This is a genomic window from Phytopseudomonas argentinensis (assembly GCF_900113905.1).
GTDB lineage: Bacteria > Pseudomonadota > Gammaproteobacteria > Pseudomonadales > Pseudomonadaceae > Aquipseudomonas > Aquipseudomonas argentinensis.
Map to the genome: position 1 here is coordinate 1,259,801 of NZ_FORC01000001.1, position 15,301 is coordinate 1,275,101.

14 protein-coding genes are annotated in these 15,301 nt (G+C 64.6%); 4 read left to right on the forward strand and 10 right to left on the reverse strand.

Annotation, left to right across the window (positions count from 1 at the left end; all coding sequences use genetic code 11):
* The first annotated feature begins 4 nt into the window (after positions 1-4).
* From ptsN to BM154_RS05785, 3 genes are read left to right on the forward strand one after another with little or no spacing between them, the layout of a single operon-like run.
* The gene (ptsN, locus tag BM154_RS05775; RefSeq protein ID WP_074881401.1) at positions 5-469 is read left to right on the forward strand and encodes a PTS IIA-like nitrogen regulatory protein PtsN; all 465 of its coding nucleotides are present in this window, start codon (positions 5-7) and stop codon (positions 467-469) included.
* 16 nt (positions 470-485) lie between these two features.
* Positions 486-1,343 carry an RNase adapter RapZ gene (gene rapZ / locus BM154_RS05780; RefSeq protein ID WP_074881402.1) on the forward strand — a complete coding sequence of 286 codons (858 nt, stop codon included), beginning with the start codon at positions 486-488 and terminating at the stop codon, positions 1,341-1,343.
* 12 nt (positions 1,344-1,355) lie between these two features.
* On the forward strand, positions 1,356-1,628 hold the full coding sequence (locus BM154_RS05785; RefSeq protein ID WP_074881403.1) for an HPr family phosphocarrier protein: 273 nt from the start codon (positions 1,356-1,358) through the stop codon (positions 1,626-1,628).
* A 229-nt stretch (positions 1,629-1,857) separates the two neighbouring features.
* Here BM154_RS05785 and BM154_RS05790 read toward each other — a convergent pair whose 3' ends face one another.
* The 5 genes from BM154_RS05790 to pmbA form a co-directional block, all read right to left on the reverse strand.
* Positions 1,858-2,469, reverse strand: a complete 612-nt coding sequence (locus tag BM154_RS05790) for a superoxide dismutase (protein WP_074881404.1) — start codon at positions 2,467-2,469, stop codon at positions 1,858-1,860.
* Between the two features lie 12 nt (positions 2,470-2,481).
* Positions 2,482-2,931 (reverse strand): hypothetical protein, encoded by a 450-nt coding sequence (locus BM154_RS05795; RefSeq protein ID WP_074881405.1) that lies wholly within the window; start codon positions 2,929-2,931, stop codon positions 2,482-2,484.
* 52 nt (positions 2,932-2,983) lie between these two features.
* Positions 2,984-4,372, reverse strand: a complete 1,389-nt coding sequence (gene fumC / locus BM154_RS05800) for a class II fumarate hydratase FumC (protein WP_074881406.1) — start codon at positions 4,370-4,372, stop codon at positions 2,984-2,986.
* Complete coding sequence (locus BM154_RS24275; protein WP_074881407.1) at positions 4,365-4,760, reverse strand: hypothetical protein; 396 nt, start codon at positions 4,758-4,760, stop codon at positions 4,365-4,367. Before BM154_RS24275 ends, fumC begins: the two co-directional genes overlap by 8 nt.
* Positions 4,761-4,976: 216 nt before the next feature.
* Positions 4,977-6,323 carry a metalloprotease PmbA gene (gene pmbA / locus BM154_RS05810; protein WP_074881408.1) on the reverse strand — a complete coding sequence of 449 codons (1,347 nt, stop codon included), beginning with the start codon at positions 6,321-6,323 and terminating at the stop codon, positions 4,977-4,979.
* Positions 6,324-6,425: 102 nt separating this feature from the next.
* Here pmbA and yjgA point away from each other — a divergent pair, with 102 nt between their 5' ends.
* Positions 6,426-6,944, forward strand: a complete 519-nt coding sequence (gene yjgA, locus BM154_RS05815; RefSeq protein ID WP_074881409.1) for a ribosome biogenesis factor YjgA — start codon at positions 6,426-6,428, stop codon at positions 6,942-6,944.
* Between the two features lie 41 nt (positions 6,945-6,985).
* Here yjgA and tldD read toward each other — a convergent pair whose 3' ends face one another.
* From tldD to BM154_RS05840, 5 genes are all read right to left on the reverse strand, one after another.
* Positions 6,986-8,428: a metalloprotease TldD gene (gene tldD / locus BM154_RS05820; RefSeq protein ID WP_074881410.1), complete on the reverse strand. Its 1,443-nt coding sequence runs from the start codon at positions 8,426-8,428 to the stop codon at positions 6,986-6,988.
* Positions 8,425-9,279, reverse strand: a complete 855-nt coding sequence (locus BM154_RS05825) for a carbon-nitrogen hydrolase family protein (RefSeq protein ID WP_074881411.1) — start codon at positions 9,277-9,279, stop codon at positions 8,425-8,427. Before BM154_RS05825 ends, tldD begins: the two co-directional genes overlap by 4 nt.
* Positions 9,280-9,292: 13 nt before the next feature.
* Positions 9,293-13,129 carry a YhdP family protein gene (locus BM154_RS05830; protein ID WP_074881412.1) on the reverse strand — a complete coding sequence of 1,279 codons (3,837 nt, stop codon included), beginning with the start codon at positions 13,127-13,129 and terminating at the stop codon, positions 9,293-9,295.
* Between the two features lie 31 nt (positions 13,130-13,160).
* A complete protein-coding gene (rng, locus tag BM154_RS05835) occupies positions 13,161-14,618 on the reverse strand; it encodes a ribonuclease G (RefSeq protein WP_074881413.1) in 1,458 nt (485 codons plus the stop codon).
* Between the two features lie 82 nt (positions 14,619-14,700).
* Positions 14,701-15,297 (reverse strand): Maf family protein, encoded by a 597-nt coding sequence (locus tag BM154_RS05840; protein WP_074881414.1) that lies wholly within the window; start codon positions 15,295-15,297, stop codon positions 14,701-14,703.
* Positions 15,298-15,301 lie beyond the last annotated feature (4 nt).

A 15,301-nucleotide genomic window follows, 5' to 3' on the forward strand; every position in this document is an offset into this window, starting at 1 on the left:
TCCTATGATCCGACTTGAAACCATCCTGACCCCCGGCCGTTCTTTGGTGAACGTGCCGGGCGGCAGCAAGAAGCGTGTCCTCGAACAGATAGCCAGCGTGATTGCGCGGGACCTGCCCGATCTCGACGGCCAGACCATCTACGAAAGCCTGATTGCCCGTGAAAAACTCGGCTCGACCGGTTTCGGCAACGGCATTGCCATTCCCCACTGCCGCCTGCCTGGCTGTAGCACGCCGATCAGTGCCCTGCTCAAGCTGAGCAATGCCGTCGACTTCGACGCCATCGATGGCGCTCCAGTCGACCTGCTCTTCGTGCTGCTGGTGCCTGAGGCAGCGACCGACGAACACCTTGAGCTGTTGCGCCAGATCGCCAGCATGTTCGACCGTGAAGACATCCGCGAGCGGCTGCGCCAGGCTCAGGACAGCGAATCCCTGTACCAGACCGTCGTCAACGTCCAGAACGGCCAATAGCCACCGGGGTGAGTCCATGCGTCTGATCATCGTCAGCGGTCGTTCCGGTTCGGGCAAGAGCACGGCGCTCGACGTGCTCGAAGACAACGGGTTCTATTGCATCGACAACCTACCGGCCGGCCTGCTGCCCGAACTGGCCGAGCGTGCGCTGCCCAATAGCGAATTGCTGCATCCGCAGGTGGCGGTGTCCATCGATGCACGCAACCTGCCTAGCCAACTCAGGCGCTTCTCCGAACTGCTCGACGAAGTACGCTCGCGCAATATCCGCTGCGACGTGCTGTACCTCGATGCCAGTGAAGAAACCCTGCTCAAGCGCTTCTCGGAAACCCGTCGGCGCCATCCGCTGACCAACGATCAGCGCTCCCTGGCCGAAGCCATGGCCGCCGAAGTCAAGCTGCTGAGCCCGATCATCGACCGGGCCGACCTGAAGATCGACACCACCCACCTGAACCTCTATCAGTTGCGCGACACCCTCAAGCTACGCCTGCTCAACCAGTCTGAGCCGGGCACCGCGTACCTGATCGAATCGTTCGGCTTCAAGCGCGGCATGCCGGTGGATGCCGACCTGGTGTTCGACGTCCGTTGCCTGCCCAACCCCTACTGGAAGCCCGAGTTGCGTGATTTCACCGGCCTGGAGCAGCCCGTGGAGGAATACCTGTCAGCCCAGGCAGATGTCGAGGAAATGTACCAGGACATCCATACCTACCTGCACAAGTGGCTGCCCCGCTTCGCGGCGAGCAACCGTTCCTACGTGACCGTGGCTATCGGTTGCACGGGCGGCCACCACCGCTCCGTCTACCTGGCCAACCGTCTGGGCCAGGCCCTCAAGCCGCTGCTGAAGAACGTCCAGATTCGCCACCGCGACCTCAGTTAAGGAATTGCCGCGATGCCCGCCCGTGAAATCACCATCATCAACAAGCTCGGCCTGCATGCCCGGGCGGCCGCCAAGTTCGTCGGCGTCGCGGGGCGTTTTCCATGTCAGGTCAAGATCGGTCGTAGTGCCGAAGCGATGGTCGACGGCAAGAGCATCATGGCGGTGATGATGCTGGCGGCTGGCAAAGGCACCAACGTACACCTGCTCACCGAAGGCGAGCGTGAAGACGAGGCGCTGCAGGCGCTGGTCGACCTGATCAACGACTACTTCGACGAAGGCGAATGAAAGGCCGGGCGCAGGGACAAGTAGCGGGCGGGATTTCAGCCTGTCGACATGAAGAAGGGCCGGCAATCGCCGGCCCTTCTCACATCCAGGCCTGGAGCTTGGAGGCGAGAATGATCACGCCCACGAAGAGCAGCATCACACCCAGCGCGTAACGCAGCCAACGGCGATTGGCGACGATGAGCCCGTGAAACGGGCCCATGGGGAATCTGGGTCGATTGCGCTGCATCACTCAGGCCAGGGCAGCCTGGTAACGACGCGCCACTTCGGCCCAGTCAACCACGTTGTAGAACGCACCGATGTATTCCGGACGGCGATTCTGGTAGCGCAGGTAGTAGGCGTGCTCCCAGACGTCCAGACCGAGAATCGGCGTATTGCCGTTCATCAACGGGCTGTCCTGGTTACCGGTGCTCTCGACCACCAGTTTCTTCTGCGGCGTCACGCTGAGCCAGGCCCAGCCACTGCCGAAGCGGGTCAGGGCAGCCTTGGTGAAGGCTTCCTTGAAGGCTTCGAAGCCGCCCAGCTGGCTGTCGATGGCCGCTTTCAGGTCGCCCTGTGGCTCACCGCCGCCATTGGTGCTCATCACCGTCCAGAACAGCGAGTGGTTGGCGTGGCCACCCCCGTTGTTGATCACCGCGCCGCGCTTGTCTTCCGGCACTTCCTTGAGACGAGTGAGCAGTTGCTCGACCGGCAGCTCGCCCAGCGCGTTGCCTTCCAGGGCGGCATTGAGGTTGTTGACGTAGGTCTGGTGGTGCTTGCTGTGGTGGATTTCCATGGTCTGCGCATCAATGTGCGGTTCCAGGGCATCGTAGGCATAGGGCAGAGCAGGCAGGCTATACGGCATGGTTTCACTCCTCTAATGGTACTGACGGTTGGCAGACGGAACACGTTCTGCCGTTGGTGCATCGCCGGATGCATGGGCATCCAGCAATCGATCCGTACGGGGGTAGGCCCCGTGCTCGGCGACAAAGTTCAATACACCGGCGTAAGTGCGCCGACTGTGGTTCATGGCAGCCTGACGCAATTCGGGTGACAGATGCGCGCCGGCCATGCTGCGCAGCAGATGCTCGTGACAGGCGCACAGGTGCTCGGCCGCGCCCTCGGGGTGGCCGATCGTCAACTGCAGGTCGGCGAGGTTGTGCTGCGAGACGACGAACGCCGCCACCGCGGCGTCGGCATCGCTCCACCGCTCGAACAGCACCTGCGCCAGGGCGAGTGCCTGCAGGTACTGCTCGCGCGCCTCGACCCAGCGGCCTTCGGCGAAGTAGCGGTTACCGGCTGCGATGAGTCGTTTCCACTGCTCCATGATCTGCCTCCTCGCCTGGGTTCAGGACACCGCTGCGCAAGCTACGCAGCACTCAAAGACCGCCCTCGGTAAGGCGCTCGGGGTTGAGCAGCTGTTCCAGCTCGGCACGCCCCAGCTCGGTCATTTCTTCGGCCACGTCGATGATCGGCCGGCCTTCGCGATAGGCCTTCTTGGCGATTTCCGCGGCTTTCTGGTACCCGATCAGGGGATTGAGCGCCGTAACCAGGATCGGATTGCGGCCCAGCGCCTCCTTGAGCTTGGGCTCGTTGACCTTGAAGCTGGCAATGGCACGATCGGCCAGCAGGCGACTGACGTTGGCCAGCAACTCGATGCTGCCGAGCAGGTTATGGGCGATCACCGGCAGCATGACGTTCAGCTCGAAATTGCCGGACTGCCCCGCCACGGCGATGGCGGCGTCATTGCCGATCACCTGGGCGGCGACCATCGCGGTGGCTTCCGGAATCACCGGATTGACCTTGCCCGGCATGATCGACGAGCCGGGTTGCAGCGCCTCGAGTTCGATCTCGCTGAGGCCGGCCAGCGGCCCGGAGTTCATCCAGCGCAGGTCGTTGGCGATCTTCATCAGCGACACGGCAACGGTCTTCAGCTGCCCGGACAGCGCAACCGCGGTGTCCTGGGAACCGATCAGGGCGAAGAAGTTGCCGCCCGGCGTGAACTGCCGGCCGGTCAAGGCGTTGAGTTCCTGGCAGAACAACTCGGCAAAGCGCGGATGGGCATTGATGCCGGTGCCCACAGCAGTACCTCCCTGGGCCAGCGCCTGCAGCGCGGGCAGCAACCCGGTTAGTAACTGGATATTGGCCTGAATCTGCTGGGCCCAGCCATCGAGTACCTGGCTCATGCGCACCGGCATGGCGTCCATCAGGTGAGTACGACCCGTCTTCACATAGGGCTGCACGGCCAGGGACTTGTTGCACAGCACCTCGAGCAGATGCCCCAGGGCGGGCAGCAGCTTTTCACTGACCTCGATGGCGGCACTGACGTGGATGGTGGTAGGGATGATGTCGTTGCTGCTCTGCCCGCAATTGACGTGATCGTTGGGGTTGATCGTTTCGCCCAGAACGCGCGTGGCCAGGGTAGCGATCACCTCATTGGCATTCATATTGGAGCTGGTGCCGGAGCCAGTCTGGAACACGTCCACCGGAAAATGCTGCATGAAGTCTTCGCTCAGCAACTGCTGGCATGCCGCGACGATGGCATCGCCCTGGGCAGGCAGAATCTGCTCCAGGTCGACGTTGGCGCGAGCGGCAGCGGCCTTGGCCAGCACCAGGGAGCGAATGAACGCTTCGGGCATGGTCTGCCCCGACACCGGGAAGTTGTTGACCGCGCGCTGGGTCTGGGCGCCATACAACGCTGCGGCTGGCACAGCCAGCTCACCCATGCTGTCGCGTTCGATACGGGTGTCGCTGTTAAGGTTACTCATAGGGATTTCCTTCTGCCAGTTCGGCCATCGAAAGCGAGGGTTGCATGCGCAGGGTGGCCAGGCGGTTGCGCACGCGAATCAGGCTGCACTGCTGCTCGCGGTCGACTGCCAGGTGCTGCAGCGCGTACAGCGAGCGATAGGCGTGATCCAGGCAGACGCTGCGCCAGTGCCAGGGCAGCGCCGTGTCGCAGGCGGTGTCCATGAGCAGGGTCAGGGTTGTCAGCGACATCCGCCAGGGGCACAGACGGCCGTGCTCGACCAGTTGGCGCCCCTGGGCCCAGTGCAGTTCCAGCAACCGCGGCTCGTCGGGGAGCAGTGCGCAGCGGATCCTGAATCCCAGCCAGTGCCAGCAGTCCAGACAAGGCGTATTGCTCGCGCGAAATCTCATGGCAATCCCTCAAAAGATAATGATATTAATTCCTATATAGGAAAAATAATCAATCCTTTAGGGCAAATGCAAACACAGCTGCCGAATAACAGCGACGGATGAGGGATGATCAGGCCGGCCGGGTTGGCGGTTCAGCGGGAGGAACGGGAGGATAGCAAGCCGACGCCTTGCGCAACGGCTTGCCGGAGAGCGGGCGCCGAGCGCCCCGCCTGATGCTCAGCTGCCGGCGACGGTCATCTTCTCGATCAGTACCGAGCCGGTGCGGATATTGCTGCGCAGCTCCAGATCACTGCCGACGGCGACGATCTGTCGGAACATGTCGCGCATGTTGCCGGCGATGGTCACCTCCTGCACGGCGAACTGGATCTCGCCGTTCTCGACCCAGTAGCCACCGGCACCGCGGGAGTAGTCACCGGTCACCATGTTCAGGCCGTGGCCCATCAGCTCGGTGACCAGCAGGCCGCGGCCCATGCGCTTGATCAGCGCCCGCTGATCCTCGTCGCCATGGCTGACAAACAGGTTGTGCACGCCGCCGGCGTTCGCCGTGCTGGGCATACCCAGCTTGCGCCCGGAGTAGGTGCTGAGGATGTAGGACACCAGGCGGCCGCCCTCGACGAAGGGTTTTGCGTAGGTCGCCAGGCCGTCGCCATCGAACGCCGCACTGCCCATGGCACGGGGAATGTGCGGGCGCTCGTCGAGGCTCAGCCACGAGGGGAACAGCTGCTCGCCCAGGGTGCCATCCAGAAATGATGATTTGCGATACAGCGCACCGCCGGAAATCGCGCCCAGGAAGCTGCCGAACAGGCCGGTGGCGAGTTCCGCCGAAAACAGCACCGGCACCTCGCAGGTCGGTACCGGGCGAGCGCCCAGGCGGCTGACCGCCCGTTGCGCGGCGCGCCGGCCGATGCTGGCAGGGTCAGCTAGCAGGTGGCCCTGGCGGTTCACGTCATACCAGTAATCGCGCTGCATCTGCCCTTCGCTTTCGGCGATCATCACGCAGCTGAGGCTGTGGCGAGTGCTGGCATACCCCCCGACGAAGCCATGGCTGTTGCCATACACGCGACAGCTCTGATGGCTCCCCAGGCTGGTGCCATCGGCATTGCGGATACGCGCGTCGGCGTCAAAGGCCGCCGCCTCGCAGAGCAACGCGCGCTCGATGGCCTGCTCCGGCGTTATGTCCCAGGCATGGTAGAGATCCAGCTCCGGCAGCTCGCGTGCCATCAATGCGGCATCGGCCAGGCCGGCGCTCTCGTCCTCGGAGGCATGCTTGGCGATGGCCAGGGCGGCTGCCACGGTTTCGCGAATGGCCGCCTCGCCAGTGGCCGAGGTACTGGCCGAGCCCTTGCGCTGGCCGACGTACAGGGTGATGCCGAAACCCTGATCACGATTGAATTCAACGGTCTCCACCTCGCGCTGACGCACCGTGGTGGACAGCCCCTGCTCCACCGACACGGCGACCTCGCAGGCGGTGGCACCCTGCTTTTTGGCCTCGGCGATGATCTGTTCGACCTGCGCCTGCAAGCCTGGCAGGGCAGCGGGTCCGACTACTTCCACTTCACTCATAACGACTCCTGAACGATAGCCACAGCGGCAACGACGCGGGTCGCGCATGCGGCAAGAAACTTGCTGCTATCATGGCGGCGTTTCCCATTGGATCACCGCACCATGTCTGATTACTCCGACGACTTCTCCGGCGAGAAGAGCAAAACCCAGGTCAAGCGCGAGCTGCATGCCCTGCAGGACCTCGGCCAGCGTCTGGCCGGCCTCAAGCCTGACCTGCAGCGCAAGCTGCCGCTGACCGACGCCCTGCGCCGCGCTCTGGAAGAAGCCCCCAAGCACACCGCCAATTCGGCCAAGAAGCGCCATGTCCAGTTCATCGGCAAGCTGATGCGCGAACAGGACATTGACGCCATTCTCGCCCTGCTCGACCAGGTCGACGCCTCCACCCGCCAGTACAACGAACGTTTCCACAATCTTGAACGCTGGCGTGACCGGCTGATCGAGGGCAACGACGAGGTGCTGGAAAAATTCATCGTCGACTACCCTGACGCCGACCGCCAGCACCTGCGCGGTCTGATTCGCCACGCCCAGCATGAGGCGGCGCACAACAAGGCGCCGGCGTCCTCACGCAAGATCTTCAAGTACATTCGCGAACTCGACGAAAGCCAGCGCGGCCTGCGCTAGGTCGCGTCCGGCCGCACGGATCGGCAGTTCGCCAGCGTGTTTCACGCGCCGGTACCGCCGACCGTGATCGAATCGATCTTCAGGGTCGGCTGACCGACGCCGACCGGCACCGATTGCCCGTCCTTGCCACAGGTGCCCACGCCGCTATCCAGCGCCAGGTCGTTGCCGACCATCGAGACCTTGCTCATCGCCTCGGGGCCGTTGCCGATCAGGGTCGCGCCCTTGACGGGGGCGGTGATCTTGCCGTCCTCGATCAGGTAAGCCTCGCTGGTGGAGAACACGAACTTGCCGCTGGTGATGTCGACCTGACCGCCGCCGAGGTTGGCGCAGTAGATGCCCCTCTTCACCGAGCGGATGATTTCCTCGGGGTCGCTCTCGCCAGCCAGCATGTAGGTGTTGGTCATGCGCGGCATGGGCAGGTGCGAGTAGGATTCACGGCGGCCGTTGCCGGTGCGCGCCACGCCCATCAGGCGGGCGTTGAGTTTGTCCTGCATGTAGCCCTTGAGCACGCCGTTCTCGATCAGCGTGGTGCACTGGGTCGGCGTGCCCTCGTCGTCCATGCTCAACGAACCACGGCGCTCGGCCAGGGTGCCATCGTCGACGATGGTGCACAGCTTGGATGCCACCTGCTGGCCGATCTTGCCGCTGTAGTTGGAGCTGCCCTTGCGGTTGAAGTCGCCTTCCAGGCCGTGACCTACAGCCTCGTGCAGTAGCACGCCGGACCAGCCGGCGCCCATTACCACCGGCAGGGTGCCGGCCGGCGCGGCGATCGCCTCGAGGTTGACCAGCGCCTGGCGCAGCGCCTCACGGGCGTAGCCCATGGCGCGATCCTCATTGAGGAAATAGCGGTAGTCGGTGCGCCCGCCACCGCCGTGGCCGCCACGCTCGCGACGCCCGTTCTGTTCGACGATCACGCTGACGTTGAAGCGCACCAGCGGGCGGATATCGGCGCCCAGGCTGCCATCGGTAGCGGCGACCAGCACGCGATCCCAGACGCCGGCCAGGCTCACCGTCACTTGCTTGATGCGTGGGTCCAGGGCACGGGTGGCCACGTCGATGCGCTTGAGCAGCTCGACCTTCTGGGCGCGGTCGATCACGTCCAGCGGGTTGTCGGCCCCATACAGCGGCATCACTTCGGTAGCCTTGAAGGCCTGCACGCGGCCCTGCTGGCCGGCGCGGGCAATCGAGCGCGCGGCGCGAGCCGCCTGGCTCAGCGCTTCGGGGGTGATGGCATTGCTGTAGGCGAAACCGGTCTTCTCACCGGACTGGGCACGCACGCCCACGCCCTGGTCGAGATTGAAGCTGCCCTCCTTGACGATGCCATCTTCGAGCACCCAGGTTTCAGAGACCTGGGTCTGGAAATACAGGTCAGCGGCATCGATCCCGGGGCCGGCCAGCTCGCCAAGGATCCCCGGCAGGTGTTCCAGGCTCAGGCCGCCGGGGCTCAGCAGTTGCTCGCTGACGGTCGATAACAGGTCGCTCATAAGGTCTCCACATCAGGCTGCCGCGGCTCGGCCGCAGCGAAAAATCGTTTATGTCGCAGCACCGGCATGCGTTCGCGGATCGCTGCCTGCTCGACAGCATCGCGATCGGCCAGCAGCGCCGCCTCGCCCTCGGCAATTTCGGCCAGCTTACGTCCCCAGGGATCGACGATCAGGCTGTGGCCGTAAGTTTCCCGGCCGCCCGGATGAACGCCGCCCTGGGCCGCGGCCAGCAGGTAGCACTGGGTTTCAATGGCGCGCGAACGGAGCAACACCTCCCAGTGCGCGGCGCCGGTGACCCGGGTAAAGGCCGAGGGCGCGGTAATAAGTTCGGCGCCTGCTTCGCGCAGTGCACCATAGAGTTCAGGAAAACGCAGGTCGTAGCAGACGGTCAAACCCAGGCGCCCAACGGGCGTATCGGCCACCACCACCTGCCCACCATGGGCATAGTCGTCCGACTCGCGATAACGGCCACGGCTGTCGCTGACGTCCACGTCGAACAGGTGCAGCTTGTCGTAGCGGGCGACAAACTGGCCCTGCCCATCGACCAGCAGCGAACAGGCCCGCGGCTTGCCGTCGGGCTGGCCCTGTGGCGGCAGCGGCAGGGTGCCGGCGACGATCCACAGACCGAGGTCGCGGGCGGTGCGCTGCAGCCATGGCAGTACCGGGCCTTCGCCATTGGCCTCCTGCCGACCCAGGGCAGCAGCATCGCGGCGACCAAGAGCGGAGAAGTTTTCCGGCAATACCGCCAGGCGCGCGCCACCCGCCGCAGCCTGCTCCAGCAGGCGCCGAGCCTGTGCCAGGTTGGCAACGATATCGTCCTGGCTGACCATCTGGATCACGGCGAATGACATCGGCATCTCCGGCTCAGTTGGGCTTCTCGAAGGGTTTGTCGAAGGTCAGCTGTGGGTCATGCAGGGTGCCCTTGACGTCGTATTGCACGCTGGCAAAGCGCGCCACGCGATCACCGAGCAGCTTGTCGGCGATGAACAACGCCCCGCCGATGGCCGGTGCGCCGACGATCAGCGCGGCGAGTGGCAGGTTGTTGGTGACCGGCAGGGTAACCAGCAGCTTGGCATCGATGCCTTCGTTGATCATGTTCAGGGTGCCATCCAGTTCCAGGTTGCTCGACGGCCCGGTCATGGTGATCGGCCCCTGGGTGACGAATACGCCATCGGTGGCCGACAGGTTGCCCTTGACCCGGTCGTAGCTCAGGCCCTTGCCGAGCAGATCGGAAAAATCCAGGCGCAAGCGACGGCCGATGGAGTTGAAGTTGAGCAGCCCGAATACTCGCAGCGCCGACGCCGAGCCCTGCACTTCGACGAACTGCCCCTTGCGCAGCGCCGCGTCGAGGCTGCCGGAATAGCGCTTGAGATTGAACCAGGCAGGCGAACCCGGCCAGTGCCCGTCGGCATCCAGGCGGAAGCTCTCGCTGGTCGCCGATGGCGCGTATCCCCAGGCCTTGAGCACTTCGGACAGTTTCTCGCCCTGCATGCGCCCCTTGTACCAGCTGCGCGTTTGTCCCGGTACGCCCTGCCAGCCGATCGCGCCGCCCAGGTGCAGGCCCTTGAGGTTGATATCCAGATCATTGAACTGCACGCCCTGGCCATCCGGCCGCGCCTTGAGTGACCAGGCGCCCATGTCGTCATCGCCCTGGAACACATGGGCGATGCGCAGATCGAGTGACGGAATCTGCCGCGGGTCGAAATCGGCCAGCGGGTCGGGACCTTCAGGCTCCGGTGCGTCGGCGGTTTTCGGCTTGGCGGCAGGCAGACGCACATACTCCAGGTCGGCGACGATGGGCCGGTCGGCTGCTTCGAACAGGTCGATACGGCCCTTGGCCAAAGAGCTGTCCAGATTCAGCGACCAGCCCCCATCGAGTGGCCGCAGGCCAACGTCGAGCTCGTCGAGCTGCTGCCCCAGCCCCTCGAAACGATCGATGCGCAGTTGGGCATCGCTGAACAGCTGTCGGCCCTGCTGAGCCGGTTGGCGTGATGACTGCTGATAGGGCTCGATCGCCTGCTGCCATTCGCCCAGATTGACCCGCGCAACACGCCCACGCACCCTTACACCTCTGGAGGTTGGCAGAATCGCCGAGCCGTCACCCAGGCGCAGCTCACCGCGGCTCTGATCGAATTTGCCCGATGGGGCGGCCAGGGTGAGGCTGGCCACATCAGCGTAATCGAGTCCGTAACGCTGCTCGGCGCCGCCAAAACTCATGCGCCACTGGGTCGCGCGCTGCTCGTCGGCGGCCTTACCGAAGGGGGCGGGCAAGGCAATGCTCAGGCCCTTGAGATCAGAATCGACCTTCAGCTGGCTTTGTGCGCCTTCCAGGCTCAGATTCAGGCGATACGGCAGGTTGCCTTCGGCAGGCAGCTTCTGCTTGACGCCCAACCACTGCGTCAGGTTGCCCAGCGACACCACACCGTTGGCTTCGATCTGGCTGCGCGGCTGACCTGGCTTGCCATCGGCCACCACCCTGCCACGGATCGCATGGCCCAGCGCGCGGCCACTGATCGAAGGCGCGCTCAGCCCTTTTCCGGTGTCGTAGCGGAAGTCTCCGCTCACCTCGCTCAACTGCAGCTCGGGCTTGCTGATGGTCAATGCGGCCTTGTCGGCGCTGAAGTCGACGATCACCTTGGCCTGCTCGCCCTTTTTCAGAGGAATGTCGAGATCCAGGGCACCCTCCAGGGCGCCGTTGCCCTTCCAGCCGGCAAAGGTATCGGCGACGCCCAGCGGCGTTTCCTGAAGGATTTTCAGGCCATCGCCGACACTGCTCTGCAGCTTGCCCTTGAGTTTCAGGTGCGGGGTCTCGCCGCTGTCGACATGGGGGATATCGGCGAATGCCTCGCGCACATGGCTGTTCAAAATGCTGCCTTCGGACACCCGCACGCGCACGCCGCTGTCTTCGATCAGCACCTGCCCGCGGGCGTCACGCAATGCCGGCCAACCGGGCTGGAAGGCCAACTCGGCATCCTCCACGTCGAAGAACAGGCTGATGCTGCGCACCGCAGGATCGGGGTTGCGGTTGATCGAACCCTGGTACTGGAAATAGCCCTCGTTGACCTTGCCACCGTGAATGGCGGTCTTCAGCCACTCGTCCAGCGCCGGGCTGAGCACCGGGCTCGGCAGGTACTTTTCGGTGAAGCGCGCATCGCCGTCGCGCATGCCCACGCGCAGGTCCATGTAGTCCTCGCGCTCAGGGTCCTTGAGCATGCGGATCAGGAAGTCGCCGGCCACCTTGCCCTCTTCGCCGACCACCTGCAGGTAGGGCGCGCGCAGGGTGAAACCTTCATCGTCGAGCGTCCAGGTCAGACGGCCCTTGGCCTGCTGATAGACCCAGGCTTTGGGAAACAGGGTGGTGAGGTGCAGGGAGAAATCTTCGCTGTCGACCTTCAGCTCGCCGCCGCCAAGGTCACCGCTGATGCTGCCGCTGCCATTTTCCACGGCAGGCGAGGCATGCCAGGCAGAAAACCCAACGCGCTCCAGGTTGGCGGAGAACTGCAGCCGCTCCGGGCCTTGGACCTCCGGCTGGAAGCTGGCGTTGAGGTTGCGCAGCCCGCCATGGGGTTTGAGGGTCTGCAGCAGCTCCAGGGCGGTGTCCGGCAGCGGCGCCAGGCTCTCGGCCAGCGGCACCAGGGGGCCGACATCAAGGCGATCGGCGCTCAGTTTCCAGCGCTGTGATTGGTCATTACGGGGTGCCTGGTGGCCGAGGGCGATGCGTGCCTCGCCCCAGCGGCTGTCGCCGCGGCTGAAGGCAAAATCATCGAGCAGCAGGTCGAAATCGTCGCCCTTGCGTTCGAAGTAAGCATTCAGGGCCAGATCCTTGAGCGCGACGGACTTGCGCTGGCCATAGCGCCCGGCCATGGCGGGGGCATGCAGACGGGTAACCGCGCGCTGCAGCTGACGCTTGTCCCACACTCCCCACAACTCCCCGCCCAGCTGCAGCTGTTCGAGCTGCCAGTCGCCGGTCAGCCTGCGCGGCAGCCAGGTGGCCCAGTCGCTCTGCGGTGCACTCAGGTACAGCTCGGCGCGAGCGTCCTGCCAGTGCTCGGGCTGGATGCGCGTACGCAGCTGCAGGGCCAGGGGCTGGCCATCCGGCAGGTGCAGGCGGGCATTCAGGCGCTGACGGCTGCTGCCGTTATCGAGGCTGAGATTGATGTCGGTGAGTTGCAGCGGCTCCTGCTCGCGGGGCTGGATGCTTATCTGACTGCCGAGCAGGGAAAGATGGCCGAGCACCTGGGACTGACGCAGCGCCTTGGCAACGTCCAGCGGCGGCTGGTCCTGGCGCTGCGGCAAGCCTTCGACATGCCAGGCGCCCTGCTCGTCTTCGCGCAGCGTCAGGCTCAGGCCATCGAGCTGCAGATCAGCGAGGCGCGGTTGCCAGGCCACCAGGCTGCCAAGCAGGTCGGGCACCAGCTGCACCTGTTCCAGGGCCAGCGCCTGCTCACCCTCGCCAACACGCAGGTCGCGCACCGTCAGCAACGGCGCGAAGCCGCGCCAGTGGCCTTCCAGCGCGCCGATGCTGACCGGCATGCCCAGGGCTTCACTGGCGCGAGTTTCGGCTTCCTGCCGGTATTCGGCCACCAGCGGCACCAGTTGGCGACCGAGGCTCACATAGAAGGCGGCCAGTACCAGGCCCAGCGCGCACAGCCCCAGGCTCCAGCGCAACAGCGTGGAGAACGCCAACCCCAAACGCGCCATTCAGTTCACGTCCCGGCCCGGCCGGGCGTCTTCACAGCAGCACCACATCATATTGTTCCTGGGAGTACATGGTTTCGACCTGGAACTTGATGGTTCGTCCTATGAATGCTTCGAGGTCGGCGACATTGCCCGACTCCTCGTCGAGCAGGCGGTCGACCACCTTCTGGTTGGCCAGCACCCGGTAGCCCTCGGGCTGGTAAGCACGGGCCTCGCGAAGGATCTCGCGGAAGATCTCGTAACAGGTGGTTTCCGCGGTCTTCAGCTTGCCACGGCCCTGGCAATGGCTGCAGGGTTCGCACAGCACCTGCTCGAGGCTTTCACGGGTGCGCTTGCGGGTCATCTGCACCAGGCCGAGCTCGGTGATACCGATGATGTTGGTCTTGGCGTGATCGCGCTCGAGCTGCTTTTCCAGGGTGCGCAATACCTGGCGTTGGTGCTCCTCGTCCTCCATGTCGATGAAGTCGATGATGATGATCCCGCCCAGGTTGCGCAGGCGCAGTTGCCGGGCGATCGCGGTGGCCGCCTCGAGGTTGGTCTTGAAGATGGTCTCCTCGAGCGTGCGATGGCCGACGAAGGCGCCGGTATTCACGTCGATGGTGGTCATCGCCTCGGCCGGGTCGATGATCAGGTAGCCGCCGGATTTCAGCGGTACCTTGCGCTCCAGAGCCTTCTGGATCTCGTCCTCGATACCATGCAGGTCGAAGATCGGCCGCTCGCCCGGGTAGTGTTCCAGACGGTCGGCGATCTCCGGCATCAGTTCGGCGACGAAGCTGGTGATCTTGCCGAAGGTTTCCCGCGAGTCGACGCGGATCTTCTCGGAACGCGGGCTGACCAGGTCACGCAGGGTGCGCAGCGCCAGGCTGAGGTCTTCGTAGATAACCGAAGGGGTCGGCGCACTCTTCATCTGCTCGGCGATCTGCGTCCACAGGCGACGCAGGTAGCGGATATCGACGAGGATTTCCTCGGCCCGCGCACCATCGGCCGCGGTACGCAGGATGAAACCGCCGGCTTCGGCGATTCCCTCGGCGGTCACGCAATCGGCGACCACCTGCTTGAGGCGCTCGCGCTCGGCCTCGTCCTCGATTTTCAGGGAGATGCCGACATGGCTGGTGCGCGGCATGTACACCAGGTAGCGCGACGGAATCGACAGTTGGGTGGTCAGGCGCGCGCCCTTGCTGCCGATCGGGTCCTTGGTAACCTGCACGGTGAGGCTCTGGCCTTCGTGCACCAGGGCACTGATGCTCTCCACGGCGCTGCCTTCACGGCTGGAGATTTCCGAGGCATGGATGAACGCCGCGCGTTCCAGGCCGATGTCGACGAACGCCGCCTGCATGCCGGGCAGCACGCGCACCACCTTGCCCTTGTAGATGTTGCCAACGATGCCGCGACGCTGGGTGCGCTCGACGTGCACCTCCTGCAGGACACCGTTTTCCACCACCGCCACGCGCGATTCCATCGGCGTGATGTTGATCAGGATCTCTTCACTCATGCGCCCATCTCTTGGCTGAGATGAAGCTGAAAGCAGCACTGGGCGCAACGCGCCCAAACCATCGCAGCCTGCAACCTCTGGGTTATGCGCTGGCAGCCTGTTGCCAGCACGGAATCGCGAATTGCGCGAGCAGTTCGGCAGTCTCGCACAATGGCAGGCCGACCACCGCTGAATAACTGCCCTGCATCTGGCTGACGAATACCGCCGCCAACCCTTGAATACCATAACTGCCGGCCTTGTCGCGCGGCTCGCCGGTGGCCCAATAGGCTTCGATTTGTGTCCGATCGAGGGTTTTGAAGCGCACGGTGCTGGCCACCACGCGTGCCTCGGCGCGGATGTCGTTGACCAGCGCGACGGCTGTCAGCACCTGGTGCTCACGGCCGGACAGGGCCGCCAGCGTGGCCAGCGCATCCTCCCGGTCGACGGGTTTGCCGAGAATACGGCCGTCGAGCACCACGGCAGTGTCGGAGCCGAGCACTACGGCGTCGTGGCGATCCTCCAGCGTGGCGAACACGGCCTGCGCCTTGGCCAACGCCAGGCGCTCCACATAGGCGGCAGGGGCTTCGGCGGGCAACGGTGTTTCATCGATGGGCTGCACGCGGGTGACGAAGGGAACGCCGATCTGCGCGAGCAACTCGCGCCGTCGCGGTGAAGCGGAGGCCAGGTAGAGCGTGGTCATGCAC

Excerpts from the sequence above, each read along its gene's own strand:
- BM154_RS24275 (WP_074881407.1), bottom strand. The coding sequence starts at position 4,760 with ATGAGATTTCGCGCGAGCAATACGCCTTGTCTGGACTGCTGGCACTGG.
- BM154_RS05790 (WP_074881404.1), bottom strand. The coding sequence starts at position 2,469 with ATGCCGTATAGCCTGCCTGCTCTGCCCTATGCCTACGATGCCCTGGAA.
- ptsN (WP_074881401.1), top strand. The coding sequence starts at position 5 with ATGATCCGACTTGAAACCATCCTGACCCCCGGCCGTTCTTTGGTGAAC.
- tldD (WP_074881410.1), bottom strand. The coding sequence starts at position 8,428 with ATGAGCGACCTGTTATCGACCGTCAGCGAGCAACTGCTGAGCCCCGGC.
- BM154_RS05840 (WP_074881414.1), bottom strand. The coding sequence starts at position 15,297 with ATGACCACGCTCTACCTGGCCTCCGCTTCACCGCGACGGCGCGAGTTG.
- fumC (WP_074881406.1), bottom strand. The coding sequence starts at position 4,372 with ATGAGTAACCTTAACAGCGACACCCGTATCGAACGCGACAGCATGGGT.
- rng (WP_074881413.1), bottom strand. The coding sequence starts at position 14,618 with ATGAGTGAAGAGATCCTGATCAACATCACGCCGATGGAATCGCGCGTG.
- BM154_RS05785 (WP_074881403.1), top strand. The coding sequence starts at position 1,356 with ATGCCCGCCCGTGAAATCACCATCATCAACAAGCTCGGCCTGCATGCC.
- BM154_RS05830 (WP_074881412.1), bottom strand. The coding sequence starts at position 13,129 with ATGGCGCGTTTGGGGTTGGCGTTCTCCACGCTGTTGCGCTGGAGCCTG.
- pmbA (WP_074881408.1), bottom strand. The coding sequence starts at position 6,323 with ATGAGTGAAGTGGAAGTAGTCGGACCCGCTGCCCTGCCAGGCTTGCAG.
- yjgA (WP_074881409.1), top strand. The coding sequence starts at position 6,426 with ATGTCTGATTACTCCGACGACTTCTCCGGCGAGAAGAGCAAAACCCAG.
- BM154_RS05795 (WP_074881405.1), bottom strand. The coding sequence starts at position 2,931 with ATGGAGCAGTGGAAACGACTCATCGCAGCCGGTAACCGCTACTTCGCC.
- rapZ (WP_074881402.1), top strand. The coding sequence starts at position 486 with ATGCGTCTGATCATCGTCAGCGGTCGTTCCGGTTCGGGCAAGAGCACG.
- BM154_RS05825 (WP_074881411.1), bottom strand. The coding sequence starts at position 9,279 with ATGTCATTCGCCGTGATCCAGATGGTCAGCCAGGACGATATCGTTGCC.